Genomic DNA, 19,709 nt, shown 5'->3' on the forward strand with positions numbered 1-19,709 from the left:
GTATTAATTGCACTGAGCGATATCGCCGGGCAGCGCTGAAATAGGGTTGCTAAGTTGTGTTTCTGAACGAAAGGCAAGGTCGGCAATTTGCGTGTTAAGACTGTCGATGTTTTGCGCCAGGGCATCCCAGCTTTGCCAGGCCGTTTCCAGTTGGTTCGTGTCGGAGAGGGCAAAACGCACCAGCAGATGTTTGATTCCGGTCTGTTTGAGCAAGTCTTCATCGTCGCCAAATTCATCGCTTTGGAATAATGCTTCGCCGGAATTAAAGCGGCGAATGAAGGCCGGCCAGGCGTCTTCGCCATAAAGGCGATGGTGGACGGTGAACCCAGGGAAAATGACGCTGACAGTGACGTCGGTACACTGGCCGGGCTGCCAGCTAAAGTCATGTTTGTCGGCAAAGTTCATGCTGAGAAATTTCTGTTCACCCTTCTGGCAGCTCAGCGTTAGCTGCGTACCGGTAGGCACTAGCTGTGCGCCACCTGGCACGGAGGCTGGCATACTGGCGACATTGAGCTTCCAGATTTTTTTCGACAGCGTGGTTTGTTCGCCTTCCAGGGGGGCCACTTTTGCCACCAACGCCGCCATTTGGTCTCCGTCTCGCGTTGATTGCCGGTCCTGAACTTCCAGAAGCTTTTCTGCCGAAAAATTGTGCCTGACGAGATGAATAAACTCCTCTGCCAGAGGAGCCTGTATGCCGGTAAAACTGACTGCCCCCAGGCCGTTTTTAGCTTTTGCGAGGAAAGGGCTGGCGGGGCCACGCAAAAAATCGCCTACCAGCTGTTGGCTTAGCGCCTGCTGCTGTTCGTAGTCACGGGTTTCGTTATTTTTCCCCAGGGGCCAGATGACAGATCTTTTCCATTGTTCATTAAGCCAGCAGGCGCTCTGATGGATGGCATTCGCCGCTAAGCGGCGGGCATCATTTTGATAAAACAGCCATACGGCGTTGATTCCTGCGTCGGTATTCTGAGGTGTCAGGTGTTCCTGAAGCGCGGTGAGAGCCGGTAATAAATCGGTTAGCGGATTACCGTCACCGTTATCATTTTTTGCAAAAAGGGCTCGGGTCAGGTGTGCGTCAGGGATCCCCTGTGATACGGCCTCTTTGACGGCTTTGTTTCGAACGTCCTGCCAGTGAAGCCATGCCCGATCGGCGGGCGCGGAACCGCCGGGGATGTTGTTATCTTTTCTGCCTTGTAGCCAGGCGATAAAAGACTGGCGAACCTGCCTGTCTATTTGCCTGGTACGGCGTACCATGGCACTGGTGTTTGCATCGGCTGACAGTTGCTGAAGCTGGCGAAGCGTTTGCAGCCATGGCTGCGCCTGGGCAGCCGTTATGCCCTGAAGTTCGTTCAGTGTGCGGTGCATAAATTGCATCGCCGCACTTTTATTTTGCCCTAATGCGATGAGATGCGGATGCGACACCTTTGAGGGCGTTGTAGGAGACAAATGGGCGCTCACCTCAATCAGATATCGCTGCCAGGCATCCTGTCGCCGTGCCGGCCATCGCATTTTTTCCTGCGTAAGAATAGGCAGGGGATGAGCGACCGCTTTTTCCAGGGTATTTATCCACCCGAAATAGGTTTTTTCACCCTCGAGTGTCCAGAGACTTGAGAGCGCTATCGAATCGGAGAGCGACGGCCACCAGGCCGCTGCCTGAAGTGGGGATGGCATAGCGCCAGGTGCAACGAGCCACTGCAGAGCTGGATCGTGATTCACTAAACTCTCCAGCAGCCGTTGGGCCGTATGCAGCCACTTTTCGCCGTCCGGGCTGCGCATGAAGTGGCGTTCTATCGCCATAACAGTCAGCGGAGAGAGCGTTTGTGGGTAATCACGCTGCAGCAAGGCTTCTTTTACCGATGCGTTTTTTTGCAGTTCATCAAGCGTGGCGCCAGCCCGCATTTGCTGCCAGGTAATTACCGCATTGGCCAGGGAGAGGATAAGAGCTCGCTGCTCTTCAGGGGCCGCACGTAATACCTGCCATTGATAGGCATCCAGAGCAGCCTCTGGTTGACGTTTACTGGATGGCGACTGCACTAAACGTGTTTCTGCTTTCTCTCGCCGCTGCTCAAGTAAAGGCAAAAACGGCAGATAGCGAGGGGAAAGAGAATGTCGCGCTTCATCTTTGGCTAAAAATGCCGCCAGGCTATCGGGGGACTGTTGGGGGGCTTTGGCGTTTAGATAGTCAAAGCTTAGCCACGCGCTGGCCGTGATCCAAACTGCGATAAATGCGATTGCAACGGAGCATATTTTTCTGGCATGGGAGCGCTGGAACCAGTGTTGATTGCCCCGACGCAGGCCAAGATCTTTTAAATGGTGGGCCAGTAGATGATGAATAAAAAGCCCCGTCCGGCGGCTGCGATTTTCCTCTAAAGGTTCCGTCGCACAGAACCATATGCTGCTGAGAGTGGTGTGTCGAAAATACGCGTTGGGTTCGCACAAAGACGCCACGGTATAGCAAAGTGAAGGCTCCAGCCGGGAGAACGCTTCCGGGAAGTCGAGTAGCGTGGCGTATTCAGTTGCCGTGAGACCGTCAGAGCGCCCCATGCTGAGCCTGATGTGTGACATACCCTGTCTTAACGCTGAAAACAGCGGTTGCAGGATCTGCTCATCTTGCCCATCTATATGCGGGGGTTGGCTCCATGTGTAGCCCAACGGCTGTAGGCGTTGCTCAGAGGAGAGCTGCTGAGCCCAAAGGCTGAAGCCGGGAAAACGATCGCATTGGGTAATTAAAATATGCAGCGGCAGCTGTTCACCAAAACGACGAACCGGCGGCTCGAGAAGCGCTCTTTGCTGGCGGATAAGTGAATGCAATGCGCTAAGATCCTGGTTTAGCAGCGAAGTTACCGGAATCGCAATAATCACGCCTGCGGGGGCTGGCATGCTTGTGCACCATTGCACCAGCCTTTTCCATGCCTGGGCGATAGCTGGTGAACCGGAGAGAAAATTACTGGAGACGTCCAGGACGCAAAGTTGGCGGAAGAACCACCAGCGCAGCGTTCTGGTTGGTCTTATCTCGGTATCATCGGCGCTATTATAAAATGTTGGCAAACCAGCGCTGGCCAACAGCGTGCTCTTTCCGCAGCGATCGCCCAATATCAAATATAGCGGGACTGTCTCTCGCTGACGGCGTGCCCCTTTGATAATGCTGGCCCCGGTTTTCCAGTGCGCTTTCAGCACAAATTCACGGCGGGAAAGACGATATTTTTCAAAGAGGCGTCGCCCTTTTTTGCCCTTTATTATCAGAACAAGGCCATGCCCAGCGCACCATAACAAGACGGTAATGAGCAGCATTGACAGGCAAAAGACCAGTATTGAGGTTGTACTCCAGTTTTGCCATAAGCCGAGGGTAAAGCTAAATAAAACCGAGAAACAAATAACCAGCAGCCAGCCGGTAAAACACGCTAATTTTTTAAGCATAGTATTCAGGACATATCGTAAAGGGCGAAAAAGAGAATCGAATAAAGCAGGAATACGACCAGCGCGGCCAAAAGAAGCGGGCGCAGCCGCTGGGAGATGGAGGTGGACTTTGGCATTCGTTCCGGCATGATTTCCGCCTCATTCGGCCATTTTTGCCATTTTTCGGGCAAGCAAAGTTTTCGCTGTTCTTCGATCACGATATGAAGAGGCTGTTTGTCTTCAGACGTGCTGTACTGGCCCTGAAAACCTTGCTGCAGGCAAAAGAGAAACACTTTGCGTGCCTGGCCATACGCGGGGTTAAGCTTCTCAAGCTGAGTAAAAAAAAGTTCTCCTGCCGTTGTGATATTTAAATACTTCCGCTGCAGCAGCTCACTTCTCCAGTGATGCCGCCAGGGAATGTCAGAACTGAGAATGGCTTCATCCAGCCAGGCGATAACGGCGATACGTGCCGCTTCTTTTTCATCCCCGCAGGTATCCTGTAACGCAGCGTCCTGTTCTGCTTTTTCGAACAGCTTGATGCAGAGCTGACGGCTTTGCTCATAGTCGGTCAGCTCGTTTCCCCCCGTGATATGTAATACCTGCTTGAATACCGGAAGATAGCTGTCAAGGAGCTGCATTATTCCGCCCCCATAAAAATCACCTGAACCACAAGATCGTCGGGAGCGTCATCCCAGTAAAAAACAATATTTTTTTGATTTTCAATGCTTTTCCATAGGTCATCTTGCTTTTGTATCATGAAGTAGAAAGCATCTTTACGGTTAGGTACGCCTCGTGGGGTTGGCGTTAGCCGGGAAACTGGAATGCCCGGTAGGGCATGCTGAATCAAGGTGTGAATGGCCGATTTTGCGGCAACTTTAAAGTTTGAACTGTCCGGGTTGGACGCGGTTTCTGAACTCAGCATTAAGAGAACATTGCCGGTTTTTTCCCACGGTAATGCCTGCAAATCGCCGTAAAAAACGCGCTGCTCGTCTGCAACTAACGACACCCAGGTGTTGTCTTCTAACGTCAGGTTATTCAGAAGGGCAAGAATGAATTTTCTGGCGCTGGTGAAGCAGGCGCAGAGGTTGAAATGGTCGTACGGCAGTAAAGGGGTTTCACCTTCCCACTCACCGTTGAAAGAACACTGCTCGCTAAAGCTGGAGAGCTCACCGATAAGCTGCAACAGCTGCCCATAAATGTGCCATGGATGCATGGAGGATACGCGGCAGCAATGCTGTAACAGAGGAAGAGCGCGGTTTAATGAACGCATGACCAGCAGTTGAGTCATGTCCCCCGAGCTGGCATTTTTGAGCTGATCCGAACGTTTGTACTCCGCTAGCTGGTGCGCGCGATTAGCCAGTTCAGCATACAGACCGTCCAGGAGCGTTTTTAGCGCCGGCGACCCATTCAGCGTGATTACGGGAGGCGCAAAGTTTGGATCGATGACTACCCTGTCATTTTCATAGCGAAGCCTTAATAAAGGTAAAAATTCGCAGTCGACGACGGAGGCTTTTTCATCGTCACTAAGGATCTGAACATTATATAAAATTCGGGATACGCTACATTCCGGGCCGTTGAAGTAAACGTCTTTCATGACATCTTCCTGGCGAGGTTTTAGCCATCGACTGTTGGGGGAGTCCCCAACATTGGCATGGCCTGGATCGAACCGGCGTAAAGCTAGCCAAAGCGTGAAGGGCTTTTCAATTTGCTTCCAGGCTTCACGGAACATGCGAGGCTGTAAAAAGCAATTTCCGGGATATTCGAGATAATCACCGGACGGCAATATAGCCTGCAATCGGTCTATCTTGAGGGTGAAGTCCACCAGTGTTTCAGGATTGAAATCACAGTGAATAAGGCCGGTGTTCCAAGGTTGCGACAGCTGGCGATGCCGCGCCAACATATAGTTGTGGTGTAAATCGACCGACTGTAGATGCTGTGGCTGAAGGTACACGCCGGAGTACCAGTAGATCTGTTGAAGTTCTGGATACACGTTATTCTCCTGTGTCCGTTGGCGCGGTGTTATTGAGCGTGAAGGGGGCTTTTTCTGCCCCGGAGAACTGGCTAATACTGTCGCTGCCAAGCCGAATATTCAGCGTGACGGGGGTCAGATGTGCTTGCCAGCCAGGCCGCAACCAGCCTGATTTTGTGCTGGTGACGGGCACGGGTACGAGGGCCATATGCTGACTCTGTGGAAAGGGGTAATACCCCGCCACGACGGCAAAAAAGCGCGTATTCTCGCTGCGGTCTATATGCAGAGTGGCGTTTTGCCCCGGCATGGCGGCGTAGCGATCTATCTTGAGAATGTCGTTATGGCTGCCGGCGGCACGGAACAGGTTTTTCAGCGTCAGGGGCGTTGAAAATAGCTGTGTTAGCGTCTCAGCCTTGTTTGCCTGAATAATCAAAACGGTGCAGCTGTTTGCAATCCCATTCAGAGAATTGAGATCCGGATCCGCCTGAAGTTGCACCGTGATGGCCCCGGATGAAAAAGGTGCTTTAACCTGCTCTATAGCCAGTTTTTCAGATGCCTGTGAGTCGGCATCGGCAGCGCAGCCGCTTAGTAACACGACGGAGGGGAGCGCGATTAACATGGTTGCTCTGCGCATCAGTCCACTTTTCCTGTCAGTACATTATTGATTTCCCTGATACTGCCGCTGTCTTCGATCATTTCCTGCAGCCAGTCAGTTAGCGTCATGTTTGCCCAGCGTGCGGCTCTTTCCATCAGGAAAGGAACCGGGCTGGAGGGTTCTGACTGGCGAAAATAGGCCGCGATCGCCAACATTTGGCTGATGGCAAGCTCACGGCTCATTGCCTGTGGTGAATGGCGCACTGGCGCTTCTGTTGACTGCGGCGGAGAGTCTTCAAGAACTTGGGTAAGCGTGAGGGCTTCATCAGGAAGTGGGATCGCACGCTGTGTCAGGCGCTGAAGGTAGTCTCTAAGATCGCTCAGCGTTTGGCGGGTTAGGGTAAATAATTCCCCCTCCTGATCCTGGCTCAGCGAGGCATAGCGACTTTCCAGCGATTTCAATAGGGTGGTGATTTGTTCTACCCGAGCGGCCTGCTGACTGATTTCAATGGAGGAAAATGCGGTGGCCTGTTTGTCAAAGGTCGCCATCGTCAGATCCCCCTCTTGCTCTATCAGCGCATCAAGGGACTCCGGGTTGCTATTGATTTTGTGTTCAAAGGCGAGGATTTGCCGCCATTTTGCCAGGGTGGTGTTGGTCTGGCGCAGCATCGGCTGGGTAAATAAAATTTGATTGAGCTCGCGATCCAACCGCACCAGCTTGCTACGGCGGATGGTGAGACCTTCTTCTTCCAGCGACGGCCAGCATTGATACCAAAAGCGAGTCATGAACTCACTCAGAAAATCAATACTGCCCAGCAGGCCTTCCAGCCCTTTCTGGTGGCATGTTGCTTCGACAAACCAGCACGCAAGCTGCAGGTCTTTACTTTGTTCCGCCAGCGCTTGTTCACTCAAGGATTGAACAAGATGCCAGTCCGCCTGGCGAGGCTCGCTAACGGCCCAATCACCTTGGGGAAGATCGTCCTCATCGCTTTCTCGCGCCTGGCGGATTTGGTCGAAGACGGGTTCATACTCGAGGTGATTTCCCATAGGGTTGTCGAGCGATATTGGTGCCAGCAGAGTTGAAAAATCTGACTGCATAGAGAACCTCAATTATCCAATTAATACTTTGGGACATCCGGCCACGATGGTGCCGCCGTGGGCACAGCTATCGCCCATACGCGCTGCTGGTTTTTTGCCGATCAGCACCTTTGTGCTGCCCATCACAATGGAGTCCACCGGGCCTATGCAGGTTGCCATTGAACCTACCGTCGCCGCGGGTAACCCACCGATCAACACGGTGGGAGCGCCGGGGGGTAAAATGGGGCCGCCTACATGAGGCAGAGGCGGGAGACCCGGAGCGACCATCGGGCAGACATGCATGTCAGAGACGCGGGCTGCAGGTTGAGCCATCAGGAAGCCTCCTTAGTCAGGCATCGCTGTATAAGGTGACGAGCGCCTTCAACGGGAGTTTCTCCCAGCTCGACGGCCAGCATAACGAGCGCGCACTCAAGCATCCGGGAGGAAAGCTGCGGCTCGGGATACACCGGGGGCAGATCGTCTGGGCTCATGCTACCGTTGGCCCAAAACAGCGAAAGTGCCAGGGCACCTGTGGGGGAGTTAAGGTCCTGGCTTTGAGCCTGTTCAAAAATACGCCATCTGCGCGCGTTATCGTACTGGCTAAACTGCTGATTCATCTCGCTAAGAAGTGGATGTAGGCTCGGCGGAACGGCTTCGCGAAGCAATGCGACGAGCTGCGAACCGAGTCGATTGGCGGGCAGGGAATGTGCCCAGCATGTTAGAGCCTCCTCCCACCGACCTTCCTCCAGCAGCTTGTCTGGATTGAATTCGTTCTGTGTCATGGTTTGTTTTTATCCAATGTTGATAATGCCGCCAGAGATAGTGGTCATGCCGCTGCCAGAAACGGTGGCCATCGCGCCTTTAAGTTCGACGGTTCCGCTGCCTTCAACTTTCACCATGGCGCCTTTCAATTCAGCGCCAGCGCTGCTTTCAACCTTGAATGCTGCACCGTTGATGGTGATGCCACTGGTTGAAATGGCTATCTTGTTGTTGCCGACTTTTAGTTCGATAGACTGTGTGGATTCAATGCTTAGCGCTTTCTCCACTTTGACGCTGCCACTGCCGCCTGCGACGTCCAGGATGTAGTGGCCATTTTTAATTTTGGTGGTGATGTTCCCGCTGATTTCCTGTTGCCAGTTCCCTTTTTCCAGGGTGAGGTTCAAATTTCCCTCTTTCAGCAGCAGCAGGTCATTACCTTTGGTGAGTTCGGTGCTGCGGTTGGCTGCGATGGTGCTGGTAACATCATTTTTAACGGTCAGCTCGAGATCCTTCTGAGCGACAATGGTCATTAACTCTTCGCCCTTTTTGTCGTCGAAGCTCAGGCGGTGCCCGTCTTCGACGCTGCCTTTTGTTGCACTGCGGGTCACGAATCCGCTCTGTGTTTTTTGCGCCGGCAGGTCGAAAGGTGGTTTGTTTTGACCGTTGTAGACCGTACCGGTGACCAGGGGATAATCGGGATTTCCCTGGATAAAGCTCACCAGAACTTCGCTACCGACTCTGGGAATAAACTGCGCCCCAAACTTCCCACCGGCCCAGGTTTGCGCCACGCGCACCCAACAGGAGCTGGCATCGTCGTTTTTGTTTTCTTTATCCCAGGGGAACTGGATTTTGATACGGCCATACTCATCGGTGTGGATCTCTTCCGAGTCGGGGCCGACGACGGTGGCCGTCAGAATGCCTGGGATTTGAGGCTGCTGGTGGAGAAAAGGGGGATGCCAGGGCTTGTCGGCGTGGGTGGCTTCAATCTGGCATTGGCTACTGCTGCTGCCATCAAAACTATTGCTTACCACAATGCTTATCGCGTGGATAAGGTATGCCTGGTCTCCGGCGGGATGTTCTTTAAGATCAAACGTTTCCCCTGCATTTAACCAGTGAGCCTGCACTGTTGCAGAAAAGAACTGATTATTGGCTTCATAGGCCGCAAGGGTGTTTTTGGCTTCCTGAGTAATCAGCGCGCGTTCACCCTGCGGGGTGATGTCGACAAACATGACGGACTCGTTGTTAGCCGCTTTGCCGCTGGTTTTTTGTAGATATTCAATTGCAGCAGACTGCTGCATATTGACGCCATGCAGCGCCACGCCTCCAGGAAGCAGCGTTGCCGAGGACTCAAGTTTGGTGATGGTGCCCTCAGAAATCACATCGCCATGATGGTGCCAGAGTAACGCTTTTCCAGGCGTCGGCTTATGGCCGGCTGCGTGATCGGTCAGGACTAAGGTGTGCCCGCTTTCACTGTGTTTGAAGTAGTAGTAGATCCCTTCGTCTTGCAAAAGCCGCTGAATAAAGTCAAAGGCCGATTCGCGGTATTGCACGCAATATTCGCGTTTGTCATACGTGCCGTTGAGCTGAAGGTCTAGCTGGCTAATCTTGTGTTCATTGAGCAAGTCATGAACCAGATCCGGTACGCTGATATTTTGCCAGACGCGCATTCCCCGGCCGTGTTTCAGCTGAGAAAATGCAGGCTCGAGCGTCAGGATGCATTCGCCTTCTTCAGATGTACGTTGGGCATAGCGAATCCGGGTCACAACGCCATGCAAAACGCGCTGGGGGAGTTCATTACCGCCGCCCCCTATCTGGCAGGAAACTTCCTGCCCGTGCCAGCGCAGTAATTCCGCTTCCTTTTTATGCGTCAACGAATGGAGTTCGTATTCATAAGGAACGAACAACGACTCCTTTCCAGCCAGAGAAACGAGGCGCAGGTCGTTGGCAATATCCCCATTCCACCGAATGAAGTGGTTTTCCTGATCCGTTTTAAGTTGATTGCTATTTAACATGAAGTACATCCTGATGAGAGGACAGGGGCAGGGAGCCGTACCAGATGCAAGTGCGACTCGTTATTTTGTCCAACGCAGAGATCTAACCCTAAGGCACTCATACCAAGCCCACGCGGCGCCAGGTTGGCGCTACTGATTACCAGAGAGACAGAGAAATCCACCACGGGACCGACATAGTCCCGGATGCAAGACCAGACGGCCTCTCTGGCCTGGCCTGAAGAGGCAAACTGGCGTGATACTTCTGGTGACATGGGGCCAAGTATCACGTCGAAATGGGAATGGACTTCGAGGCGCGCGCTTCCAATCATTGGCGCCGTGGATAATGTTTGGGTTGGGTTATTTAGTTGGCAGCGCTCTTCTTTTTTCACTTCGCGCCATCCGCCAGTGAAGGGCACGATGCTGACCTCAACGCCAAATCTTTGGCTAAGCCAGCGCTCAAGATTCACCATTGATCTCACGGGGGATGAAAAAAGAGGGGCATGCATTGTTAGCGCCTGCGCGTTAGCTTCAGCCAGCAGGCCTGTTAGCGATAGCAGCGCAAGCTGCAGCGGTTTTTCCTCTTGAGATTCTGCCTGGGCGCAAAGGTGATGCTTTTGCCATGCCAGGTAATCAAGGCAGTAAAGGCGGTGCCCGAAGAGATCGATAAAGGCTTTAGCGCTGAGATCGCTGTAACGGTACTGGCGTTCAATCATCCATTCCGTATACGCCGTCGGAAGTGCACCCATTGCACCCGTTAATCCGTTGATCCAGGTACTAACTGCGATGGGGGCATCATCAGAGGCCTGACTCAGGGCTTCGACTTGCCCATCGGGTGCATCCATCGAAAGCGTGGAGGTTATTCGCAGTTTTTCATCAAGCAGCTTTTCATCAGGAATATTGCCCTTTCTCAGCTTACGTAGCAGCAAGCGGATCTGCTGGTACCAGTTGAATTTGCTGATAACGGGGATCATAGCCATGACAGTCTCCCCGCTCTCACGGGCCAGATGCGCGTGGTTTGTGATTCTTGTTCAATGACGGTTGTCAGGCGGGTGAAGCTGTTGACCGGTGCGTAAAGCGCCAACAGGCGATCGAGTAAGCAGCAAAGCAGGTAATAATCGGGTTCTCCCAACGCATCGTGGCAAAACGTCAGGGATATTGATATTCCCCGTGCAAGCGAGTGAGGATCGTTGCTAATCAGCCTGGCCGTCACGGGTTCACAGGATAAGTGCTTTATCATATTGACCAGGCGGGCTTTTTCGGTGTCTCCTGCAATATTGTAAAGTGCCAGCATATCTTTCAGGCGTTGAGCCCCATGCGCGCCATCCAGCAACTGATGATTGAGTGAAAGCTGTGAAAGGAAACGCCAGCGCAGAGCGCTTTTTTCCAGTGGGCTTATCGGGCTGGTAGGGTGCGTGAGGCAGGTAATCTTCAATCCTGCAATAGGGGCTGAGGAGTCAAAATCGCCCTCATGATGACCATACTGCAGTTGATGTGGCAGCGCGTGGTTAGTACAGGTCGTGTTGATGGTAATAATTTCTGGGCTTTCAGAAGGTTGACGCGTTTTGTGTTCGCTAAATGCGATAAAGTGTTTTAATTCCAGACTGGTTCCGGTGGGGAGTTCACGACGTAATACCTGCCAGCTAAGTCCAGCGTCCTGCTCGTTGGCGGAGGCAACGTGGCTCTCTAAGAGAGGCTGCACGGGCAGATGTTCAATACTGTTATTCACTTTCCGCTGCAGGGAAACTTGATGCACTGCCCACACATGAATCTGATTTTGATGACGAGCATCGGGCACAATGGGATAGTCTGGCTGGCTATTGGTCAGCGTGATCGGTTCTGCTCGCTGCGGAAATAGATTAATGGCTGGCGTGCAGTTGAGGCGGAAAAAGTTTTTGTCGACTAATTCGGCCAGTTTTTCCAGACGTTCAGTTAATGCATTCCGTTTTATTACTGCCTGTAATTCAAATACCCCATTGCCCTGTACGCTGAAGCCATCAGGAAGCTGGATGTCGATAAAAGAGAACTTCTGTGGAAACCAGAAATAATCCATTAATAAGATATGAATGGGGGCGATCCGGGGATCTGGCGTGAGCAGCGCTTCACCAGCATCAAATCCCACTGAGGACAATACATGGGGCTCTAAAGATATGCTGATATCATTTTGGCGGAGAAATAACCTTTCAACCTCAGAGCAGAGTAAAGTGTAAAGCGTATTTACGGCATTAACGGGACCATGCAGATAAATACGCACTCGCTCGTTAGCCAGTTTTGCTCCAGGCCAAACCTGGAAAAGTAATTGTAGCTTCCAGCTTAACGCATCGCTGTCAAAACTAAGTTTTGCCTCGTTAACAGACAAAGGTAACAACGTTACCGGATAGATTGTTTGAAATTGATAAGGTAGCTCTGGGCTTTGTCGTGTAAAAAGAGACGTACCTGCATCAAACCTATTTTTGTCAGTAATTCCGGAACGCAAAGTATCCGGCGTGATCGTTACAATACACGTTGACGGTAATGTCCGTAGAAATTGAGGTGCAAGGGTGTTGAGTAATGCATCAACAACTTCGGGGATGTCATCATCCAGCCGTTGATGGATGCGGGATGTTAATAGTGCAAAAGACTCAATGAGGCGACTGATATGAGGGTCTTCTGACTCACCTTCAACAAATCCGAGACGACGCGCGATTTTCGGAAAACGGTATGCAAAAACCTTTCCGTGTTCCTTTAAAAACCGAAGTTCTTTCTGATAATAAGAAAGTAATTTATTCATGGAGATAAAATCTTCCGTTACAGTCGTCCCATTCCAGCTCGAAGAGCACAGGGGATTGATCGTAATATCCTTGCAGCGTGAAAATAATGTTTTGGTTATTGCCCGTATGGCTTGCTACCGAAATGCTTGTCAGACGAGGTTCAAATCTGTCAATAGTATTCATTAAGCGTTTTTCTATTGTTGATTTACGCGTATTTACTTCATGTACTCTGCTGAATGATTCGTCTATGCCATAATTTAATATCGATGCGTTAACATACTGGACCGTTTCAATGTCCGGAGTGCGTGAGCGGGAAGTCAGCAGCATCATCAACTCTTTTAATAATGTATCCTCTGGCCTTTCTTCACAGTGGTAATCATCCTCAAATTCAAAAGGATGATTATCACTGAGTCTGGAAAGAAGCGAAGGTATCATTATGGCGTTCCTGTTCCCACCCATAGGGACTATGGGCGGGAGAATTTTATTTCAGCACTTTTTCTGGAATGCTATATTTAATCGGCCCAATCTTATCGAGGCCTGATTCTGTAGCATTGGCAACGTTAAAGACAACTTCAACCATTCCTTCAAATGAGAAGGTCAGGTTAATGAAAAGTTGGTCACGCATTTCAAAGCTAAGGCTTTGAATTGTACAAGTGGAATATACAGCGCGCTGTATTTCATAGTCCGCGTCAAATTTATCAGAACCACGGTGTACGATGGTAATCGTTACGTCTTTGTGACCTCTTTTTAGATAGTTTTCAAATATCTTGCTGGTTTCTTTCGTTACCAGAATAGACATCTGAACGGAGTCAAAATAGGTTCCGTCAGGGCCAGAAAAGTATTCAGACCAGCAGGGGCGTAGCCCTCCATCCATTTGCTGTATTTCTTCTCTTCTGAAGAGCCTGCAATGGTTTTTCCATCAATCTTAACTTCAATAAATTGGCAGTCTTGCAATTTAGCCATAAAAAACTTCCTCTAGTGGTGATATTAACAACATGAAATAATTAGCCCGCAGCAGATGGCAATTCAGCTACCAGGCGTAGAGACATACTTAATCCCTCAAGTTGGAAATGAGGTTTTAACCATGCAATTGCTTTGTAGGTACCCGGTAATCCTGGTACTTCTACAACATTAATTTGGGCTTCACGGAGTGGAAAACGTGCTTTGGTTTCAGGGCCTGCATTATCTGAGGCGACGACATATTGCATGATCCACTTCTGCAAATATTCCTCACATTCACTGCGGGACATAAAGCTACCGACTTTGTCCCTGACGATAGATTTGAGGTAATGCGCAAAACGGGATGTCGCAAGCAAATAAGGTAGCTGGCTTGATAAGCGAGCGTTGGCATTTGCTTCATCGGAGTTGTAAAGACGTGGCTTATTAATAGACTGTACGGCAAAAAAGGCCGCATAGTCGGTGCCTTTACAATGTACTAAGGGAATAAAACCAAGATCGGAAAGTTCTTTTTCGCGACGATCGGAAATGGCTACCTGCGTTGGGCACTGCAAAGTGCGCTCTCCGCTTTCAGAAACATAGGTATAAGCCGGCAGTGACTTAACCAGTCCGCCACCTTCTACACCACGAATGGATGCACACCAGCCATATTCTTCAAATGATTCAACAATACGACCCGCGAGTTCCCACGCGGAGTTAATCCAGAGGTAATCCTGTCCTGCGGCGTCTTCCTTGATGGACTCTTCGAAAGTGAAAGTGTCCGCCGGGATTGTTTTTGTACCGTAAGGGAGTCGGCCAAGGACGCGAGGCAGCGTAAGGCCAATATAGCGACTGTCGTCATTTTGACGGAAAGAACGCCAGCGGGCGTAGTCGGTGGTGTCGAACATTTTTGCAAGATCGCGCGGGCGTGGGATCTCCGAGAAATCATTCATTGACAGCATGCCAGGGGCTACGGCGCTAAGGAACGGTGCATGTGCCGCAGCGGCAACGTGCGAAATTTGCTCCAGTAAAGAGATGTCCTGAGGGGTATTGTCGAACTGGAAATCACCGACAAAGGCAGAAAAAGGCGTGCCACCAAATGTGCCATACTCACTTTCGTAAACACACTTAAAGAGCATCGACTGGTCAAAATCACTGGCGGATTTAAAATCTTTAATCAGATCCTGCTTGGTACATTGCAGCAAGCGAACCTGCGTATTTTCAGTTACGCTGGATTGGATGAGTTTATGCAAACCGCGCCAGGAAGATTCTTTTTTCTGAAACTCTGGAGCATGAATAATTTGGCTCACTTGTTCAGACAGCATGGCGTCAATAGCGGCAATTCGCTGTTCAATACTGCCAATCAGATCGCTGGAGATAACAACTTCGCCGGAAAGGACTTCGGACAGGAAATTATTCAGCTGAGACTTCATACGGTCGCGGTCGGACTCACGACGAATAGCCTGGGTATTATCGATAACCTGATTAAGATAATCATCGTTAAACGAGGATTCTACCACTGCTTCCTGCATTTGTTCGGTGCTCATTCTTGATCGTCCCCACCTATCTCAGTTTTACCTGCTAAGGTATTTTGCTCTGTAGCCATTTCCAGGAGTTGTTCTTTTAGACGTTCATTACTTGCAGCCCGATTTTTAAGATCGCTAAGCTGCTCACGTAAATCCATGAGCTTTTTAAGCGGTTCTACCTGGCGTACAACATTGTCTGGAGAAAAATCATCAATGCTATTAAAGGTCAGCGAAACGGCCAGTTTTCCATCCGTACCTGTAAGCGTGTGATCCACCAAAAACTCAGCTTCAGGTTTCATTGAACGCATAACCTCATTAAAGTTGTCTTTATCAACATTAATGAATTTACGATCTTTCAATGTATCGGAACTTTGGGTGAAATCACCCATCACACCCACAACCAAAGGGAGTTCCTTTGCCGTTTGTGCATCACCTATTTCAACATCATAGGTAATTTGTACTCGCGGTGGGCGAGCTTTATCCAGTTTATGTTGTGTATTGCTCATAAGTTTATCCATTAAATAAAAGATTGAGTGTTAAAACATTATTTAGCAAAAAAAAGCCATGCAGTTAGCGTCAAGGCCGTTGGAAGCCATTTCTTAAATGCGGTGTTATGAAAGAAAACACCGATGACAAACAAATATTTAACAACGCTATTGAGGTTTTTATAGCTAAATCCTCAGAATCAGAATCAGAATCAGAATCATGAAATGATATTGCTATGATCCTTATTTATCATGTCTGTGACCGGCAAGTGCAATCGCCATTATCCGTTAGTTGGGAAATTAGACAGGAAGGTGTATTTCTTAGCAATGAAAATGTTATTAATTAATCATTATTAATCAAAACAGTAAAAGTGAATGGGTAGGAAATTAAATTTCCGCTCTTAATTAAGATGGGCCTTAACTTGTTTAGCTTTTTGTCTTTGTGTTAAGATCATTATTTGGGTATGGTCCTTTCTCCGGTACTGTTGCCTATTGTGGTTTCTCATAATTGAATAGTACACGGAGTTGAATACATGCCTATTGGAGACTAAGGATAAGTGGAAATGGAGCAGTGTAGCTCAAGTGGTTCATATAACTATATGATAAATGATGAGATAATCTTCAATCCTGATAAGCGAGTTTTGTATCGTGTGGATGACGAGGCCAATGTTGAAACTCTTAATACCCCCACAACAAAATGCTTTCTTTTGCTAATATCACGCAACGGAATCGTTGACCAGGCAACTATATACTCATATGTCTGGGGTGAAAATGAGAGCATGATCACACCCAACAATCTATATCAAAATATTTCGCTCATTCGCCGCGCGCTATCAAAGTTAAGTCCAGGTCTCAATTTAATAAAAACAATCCCCAGAATAGGTTTTTCGATAGATACCGAGATAAAAGTTGAAAAAATTCCTTCGGAGAAAGTTGAGTATGATGAAAGCCATGAGCGCCATGAAAATCCGATAGAGGTAAAAAAAGAGCCAGCTCCTGGTGTTAATGTTGCTCCAAACGACGTTGTAAAAAATAAAATGCTCCATCCTATGGTCATCATTTCATTGGCTGTCTTGACTACCATTGCCTCGGCGTTATTTGTTTCCAGTACATCACGTCAGTCTTCGTACTTTCTTAGCTATCATGCGTACCTTAATAATGATAGTTGCAATATATATACCTCAGTAACGACACAAAGAGATATCAAGTTTGTTACCGATAAGTTAATCAGCAAATGTGAAAGAACGCCATGGAATTATGTTTCCTACAGTAATCTATTTTCTGACATTTCTGTTATTTCATGTGCGCAGCCGCTGGGAAGCAATAAAAAAAATAGTTGCAAGTCAGCTTATTTTTTTGTGGGGAGTTGATGTGTGAATAATAGACGATATTTAATGATGATATCATTTCTTGTTTTTTTACTTATTGTTGTCATCTCGGTGGGCGGGCTACGGCGTTATCATGCCAATCACTTTAGCTGTAATGGGGTATATTCTGTATCCTACAATGACGTTGTGCTTCATGCTAATGCGCGAATGACATTTTCCGGCAGTGAAGGAACGGCTGTTCTAAGTGGAGTACTCGAAAGTGATTCAACTAAAGTCAGTAATATTGTTATTTCTACAATGTTTGATGTTAAGAGGGTTAAAGAATCATTTGTACTGACTGCAACAAAAAATACAGTTGAACTAAGTGATGAAAAAGAAAAGATTGAAAGGATTTTGCCGGAGTTTTATTATAACAAAGGGTCGAGTGTGATTTATGATATTCTTCCTCAGGGAGACGATTACCTTTTTTTAAGAGGAGGGATTCCGGTATTTTTCTGCAAGCGATAATATAGCTCCATTCATTTATAGTTCAGGCTTTCTTAAAAAAAACACGTTATGCCACCTCAAGCGTGGGGTGGTCTTTTTCTATATATTTAATTTTTATTTAATAGTGATGAAATGGTGTTGCTTAATGTTAAATTAGAATGTCATTGTTATTCAGTGAATGCCATTTTTTTTTGCATTGATATATTTATTTAGTTGACCTGGATGGTAGTGTCTTCTAAATTGATACCGGCGCACCAAAATAGTATCCTTGCATATAATTTACTCCGCATTTATGAAGTAAATCTCTTTGGGTTTTTGTTTCAACACCCTCAGCAACAAGTATGGTATTGACCAGAGAGGATAAATAAACTAACGATTTTATCGTACTTTCATAAATCAGACTGTTACCATGAGTTAGAGACAATTCCCTGTCTAGTTTGAGCATATAAAACCCCATTGCTTCAATGTATTTTATGGATATGGAGTTGTTGCAAAAATTAATTGCAATATCTATATTGTTTTCTGACAGTGATTTTATTGCATCAATCATACTATCTGTCAGTATTGCTCCATTGCCTTCCACCAGTGCCAGAACGAGTTTTATGTCTTCTCTTATCTTTTTCCTGAACGAGAGCAAATACTTCATGAAAGAGGTGGATAATAGTTGATTGGGAATAATATTGAAGCTGATGAAGCCATCATGCGGTAGCTTGTCAGTGATCTCCTCTATTCGCTCATTGACATGGCTCATTAAGCATATCGTCAAGTGGTTGTATTCTACGTTTGACTTGAAGGTGTGTACCAGTGAGTCTGGTGATAGGTGTTTTTTAATGGGCGTTTCCTTCATCACCCTAAGTAATATTTCATAGCCAATAATGCGGCCTGTGTTACAGTTTGTCACTGGCTGTGAATACGGTTCTATAATATATTTAAACACTGTAAGCCTTTATAAGTGCATTGAATCTAATAGAAAGTAATGCCGCATAATTTCCCTTCAGATAATTTCAGGTGAAGTTGTTATTTATTGCCTTCAGTCTTTTTGATGTTTTTTTAATGATTGGCTCCTTTTTAATGACCCTAAGCAGGGCTAAACTTTAACGATAAAATTGTTACCAGTAAATAAATACAAACTTAATTTTCCCTGTTTAGTCTTAAGCACCGGGTGGAACAACGTGAGGGTGTTAAAAATAATTCTTATTTTTTTATCATCGGAAAAAAGAGTCTTAATGGGGCGATTTATGCGCAGTAGTCCGTGAAAAAGATAACTTCGCCGTTTGCTATGCATAAAGGCTTACCGTCGGTATTTTTTCGTCGAGTTTACTAGCCGTTAGGACTGAAAAAACGGTTATTTTTACTAAAAACAGATGCATGTCCCTTGGCTTGCTTTACACTATGTGGCAAACAAAGAGCTGCGTCCGATAGGAAAAAAGATGGCGACATTGAAAGACATTGCGGTTGAGGCGGGCGTTTCGCTGGCGACGGTTTCACGGGTGTTGAATGACGACCCCAGCCTGAATGTGAAAGAAGAGACCAAGCGGCGGATCCTTGAAATCGCGGAAAAGCTGGAATACAAAAACAGCAGTTCGCGCAGAATGCTGGCTAATCCCGTGGGTCAGCATCATTTTTTGGCTCTCTACAGCTATCAGCAAGATCTGGAAATTAACGATCCCTACTATCTGGCTATTCGCCACGGTATTGAGACGCAATGTGAGAAACTCGGGATCGAACTAACGAATTGTTATCTCGGGCATTCTTTGCCTGAGATGAAAAAGGTGACCGGCGTCCTGGTGGTGGGCCAGCCTTCCGACGCGACGCGCGAAACCTTGCGCGCGATGACAGATAATCTCTGCTTTATTGACTTCCATGAACCGGGTAGCCAGTACGATGCCGTAGACATTGACCTGGTGCGTATTGCTAAAGAGGTGATCGATTTCTTTATTGCCCAGGGCATGTCGCGCATCGGTTTTATTGGCGGTCAGGATAGGCCGGGAAAAGCCGATATTCGTGAGATAGCATTTGCTGAATATGGCCGCCTGAAGGGAGTGGTGTCCGAGAACGACATCTGGCGCGGTGGTTTCTCGAGCTCATCAGGTTACGAACTGGCAAAAGCGATGCTCGCCCAGGAAGATTACCCCTCTGCGCTATTTGTGGCATCTGATTCCATTGCGATTGGCGTATTACGTGCCATTCACGAGCGCGGACTAAAGATCCCGGACGATATTTCGCTGATCAGCGTGAACGATATCCCCACCGCACGTTTTACCTTCCCGCCGCTTTCCACGGTGCGTATCCATTCCGAAATGATGGGCAGCCAGGGCGTTAATCTGCTGGTTGAAAAAGCCCGTGATGGCCGAGCCCTGCCGCTCAATGTCTTTGTTCCCAGCGTGCTTAAACTACGCGGTACCACGCACTAGCTTA

At 48.4% G+C, this 19,709-nt stretch carries 19 protein-coding genes; 3 read left to right on the top strand and 16 right to left on the bottom strand.

All coding sequences use genetic code 11. The annotated features are described in order from the left end of the window. Positions 1-3: 3 nt before the first annotated feature. Genes A936_RS06730 through tssB form a run of 15 tightly spaced genes read right to left on the bottom strand, consistent with a single transcriptional unit; the run spans position 4 to position 15,498 of the window. A complete protein-coding gene (locus A936_RS06730) occupies positions 4-3,414 on the bottom strand; it encodes a type VI secretion system protein (protein WP_008455947.1) in 3,411 nt (1,136 codons plus the stop codon). 5 nt (positions 3,415-3,419) lie between these two features. After that, positions 3,420-4,031, bottom strand: a complete 612-nt coding sequence (locus A936_RS06735) for a DotU family type IV/VI secretion system protein (protein ID WP_008455949.1) — start codon at positions 4,029-4,031, stop codon at positions 3,420-3,422. Further along, a complete protein-coding gene (gene tssK / locus A936_RS06740) occupies positions 4,031-5,383 on the bottom strand; it encodes a type VI secretion system baseplate subunit TssK (RefSeq protein ID WP_034808123.1) in 1,353 nt (450 codons plus the stop codon). Before tssK ends, A936_RS06735 begins: the two co-directional genes overlap by 1 nt. A gap of 1 nt (position 5,384) precedes the next feature. Continuing rightward, positions 5,385-5,996, bottom strand: a complete 612-nt coding sequence (gene tssJ, locus A936_RS06745; protein WP_008455952.1) for a type VI secretion system lipoprotein TssJ — start codon at positions 5,994-5,996, stop codon at positions 5,385-5,387. Further along, complete coding sequence (gene tssA, locus A936_RS06750; RefSeq protein WP_034808127.1) at positions 5,996-7,054, bottom strand: type VI secretion system protein TssA; 1,059 nt, start codon at positions 7,052-7,054, stop codon at positions 5,996-5,998. The genes tssJ and tssA overlap by 1 nt, the downstream gene beginning before the upstream one ends. A gap of 12 nt (positions 7,055-7,066) precedes the next feature. Then, positions 7,067-7,366 (bottom strand): PAAR domain-containing protein, encoded by a 300-nt coding sequence (locus A936_RS06755; protein ID WP_008455956.1) that lies wholly within the window; start codon positions 7,364-7,366, stop codon positions 7,067-7,069. Beyond that, the gene (locus tag A936_RS06760; protein ID WP_008455958.1) at positions 7,366-7,815 is read right to left on the bottom strand and encodes a DUF6931 family protein; all 450 of its coding nucleotides are present in this window, start codon (positions 7,813-7,815) and stop codon (positions 7,366-7,368) included. The genes A936_RS06755 and A936_RS06760 overlap by 1 nt, the downstream gene beginning before the upstream one ends. A gap of 9 nt (positions 7,816-7,824) precedes the next feature. Further along, positions 7,825-9,804, bottom strand: a complete 1,980-nt coding sequence (locus A936_RS06765) for a type VI secretion system Vgr family protein (protein WP_008455960.1) — start codon at positions 9,802-9,804, stop codon at positions 7,825-7,827. Continuing rightward, positions 9,798-10,760, bottom strand: a complete 963-nt coding sequence (tssG, locus tag A936_RS06770) for a type VI secretion system baseplate subunit TssG (protein ID WP_008455961.1) — start codon at positions 10,758-10,760, stop codon at positions 9,798-9,800. Before tssG ends, A936_RS06765 begins: the two co-directional genes overlap by 7 nt. Next, positions 10,751-12,550 (bottom strand): type VI secretion system baseplate subunit TssF, encoded by a 1,800-nt coding sequence (gene tssF, locus A936_RS06775; RefSeq protein ID WP_034808132.1) that lies wholly within the window; start codon positions 12,548-12,550, stop codon positions 10,751-10,753. The genes tssG and tssF overlap by 10 nt, the downstream gene beginning before the upstream one ends. Beyond that, positions 12,543-12,965, bottom strand: a complete 423-nt coding sequence (locus A936_RS06780) for a GPW/gp25 family protein (RefSeq protein WP_008455967.1) — start codon at positions 12,963-12,965, stop codon at positions 12,543-12,545. Before A936_RS06780 ends, tssF begins: the two co-directional genes overlap by 8 nt. A gap of 46 nt (positions 12,966-13,011) precedes the next feature. Continuing rightward, entirely contained in the window at positions 13,012-13,329 is a 318-nt protein-coding gene (locus A936_RS06785; RefSeq protein ID WP_008455969.1) for a hypothetical protein, read from the bottom strand. Next, on the bottom strand, positions 13,314-13,493 hold the full coding sequence (locus tag A936_RS23705) for a hypothetical protein (RefSeq protein WP_237717571.1): 180 nt from the start codon (positions 13,491-13,493) through the stop codon (positions 13,314-13,316). The genes A936_RS06785 and A936_RS23705 overlap by 16 nt, the downstream gene beginning before the upstream one ends. A gap of 41 nt (positions 13,494-13,534) precedes the next feature. Next, entirely contained in the window at positions 13,535-14,998 is a 1,464-nt protein-coding gene (tssC, locus tag A936_RS06790) for a type VI secretion system contractile sheath large subunit (RefSeq protein ID WP_442892835.1), read from the bottom strand. Between the two features lie 11 nt (positions 14,999-15,009). After that, positions 15,010-15,498, bottom strand: a complete 489-nt coding sequence (tssB, locus tag A936_RS06795) for a type VI secretion system contractile sheath small subunit (protein WP_008455971.1) — start codon at positions 15,496-15,498, stop codon at positions 15,010-15,012. A gap of 542 nt (positions 15,499-16,040) precedes the next feature. On the opposite strand from tssB, the gene A936_RS06800 reads away from it, so the two are divergent. Together A936_RS06800 and A936_RS23425 are read left to right on the top strand one after the other, a co-directional pair. Next, on the top strand, positions 16,041-16,847 hold the full coding sequence (locus A936_RS06800; protein ID WP_008455972.1) for a winged helix-turn-helix domain-containing protein: 807 nt from the start codon (positions 16,041-16,043) through the stop codon (positions 16,845-16,847). A 3-nt stretch (positions 16,848-16,850) separates the two neighbouring features. Beyond that, a complete protein-coding gene (locus A936_RS23425; RefSeq protein WP_157141386.1) occupies positions 16,851-17,312 on the top strand; it encodes a YqeJ family protein in 462 nt (153 codons plus the stop codon). Positions 17,313-17,526: 214 nt separating this feature from the next. Here A936_RS23425 and A936_RS06805 read toward each other — a convergent pair whose 3' ends face one another. After that, positions 17,527-18,228: an EAL domain-containing protein gene (locus tag A936_RS06805; protein ID WP_071530472.1), complete on the bottom strand. Its 702-nt coding sequence runs from the start codon at positions 18,226-18,228 to the stop codon at positions 17,527-17,529. 493 nt (positions 18,229-18,721) lie between these two features. Here A936_RS06805 and ebgR point away from each other — a divergent pair, with 493 nt between their 5' ends. Continuing rightward, positions 18,722-19,705: a transcriptional regulator EbgR gene (gene ebgR, locus A936_RS06810; protein ID WP_008455976.1), complete on the top strand. Its 984-nt coding sequence runs from the start codon at positions 18,722-18,724 to the stop codon at positions 19,703-19,705. Positions 19,706-19,709: the final 4 nt, after the last annotated feature.

It is taken from the genome of Enterobacter sp. Ag1 (assembly GCA_000277545.1).
Lineage (GTDB): Bacteria > Pseudomonadota > Gammaproteobacteria > Enterobacterales > Enterobacteriaceae > Cedecea.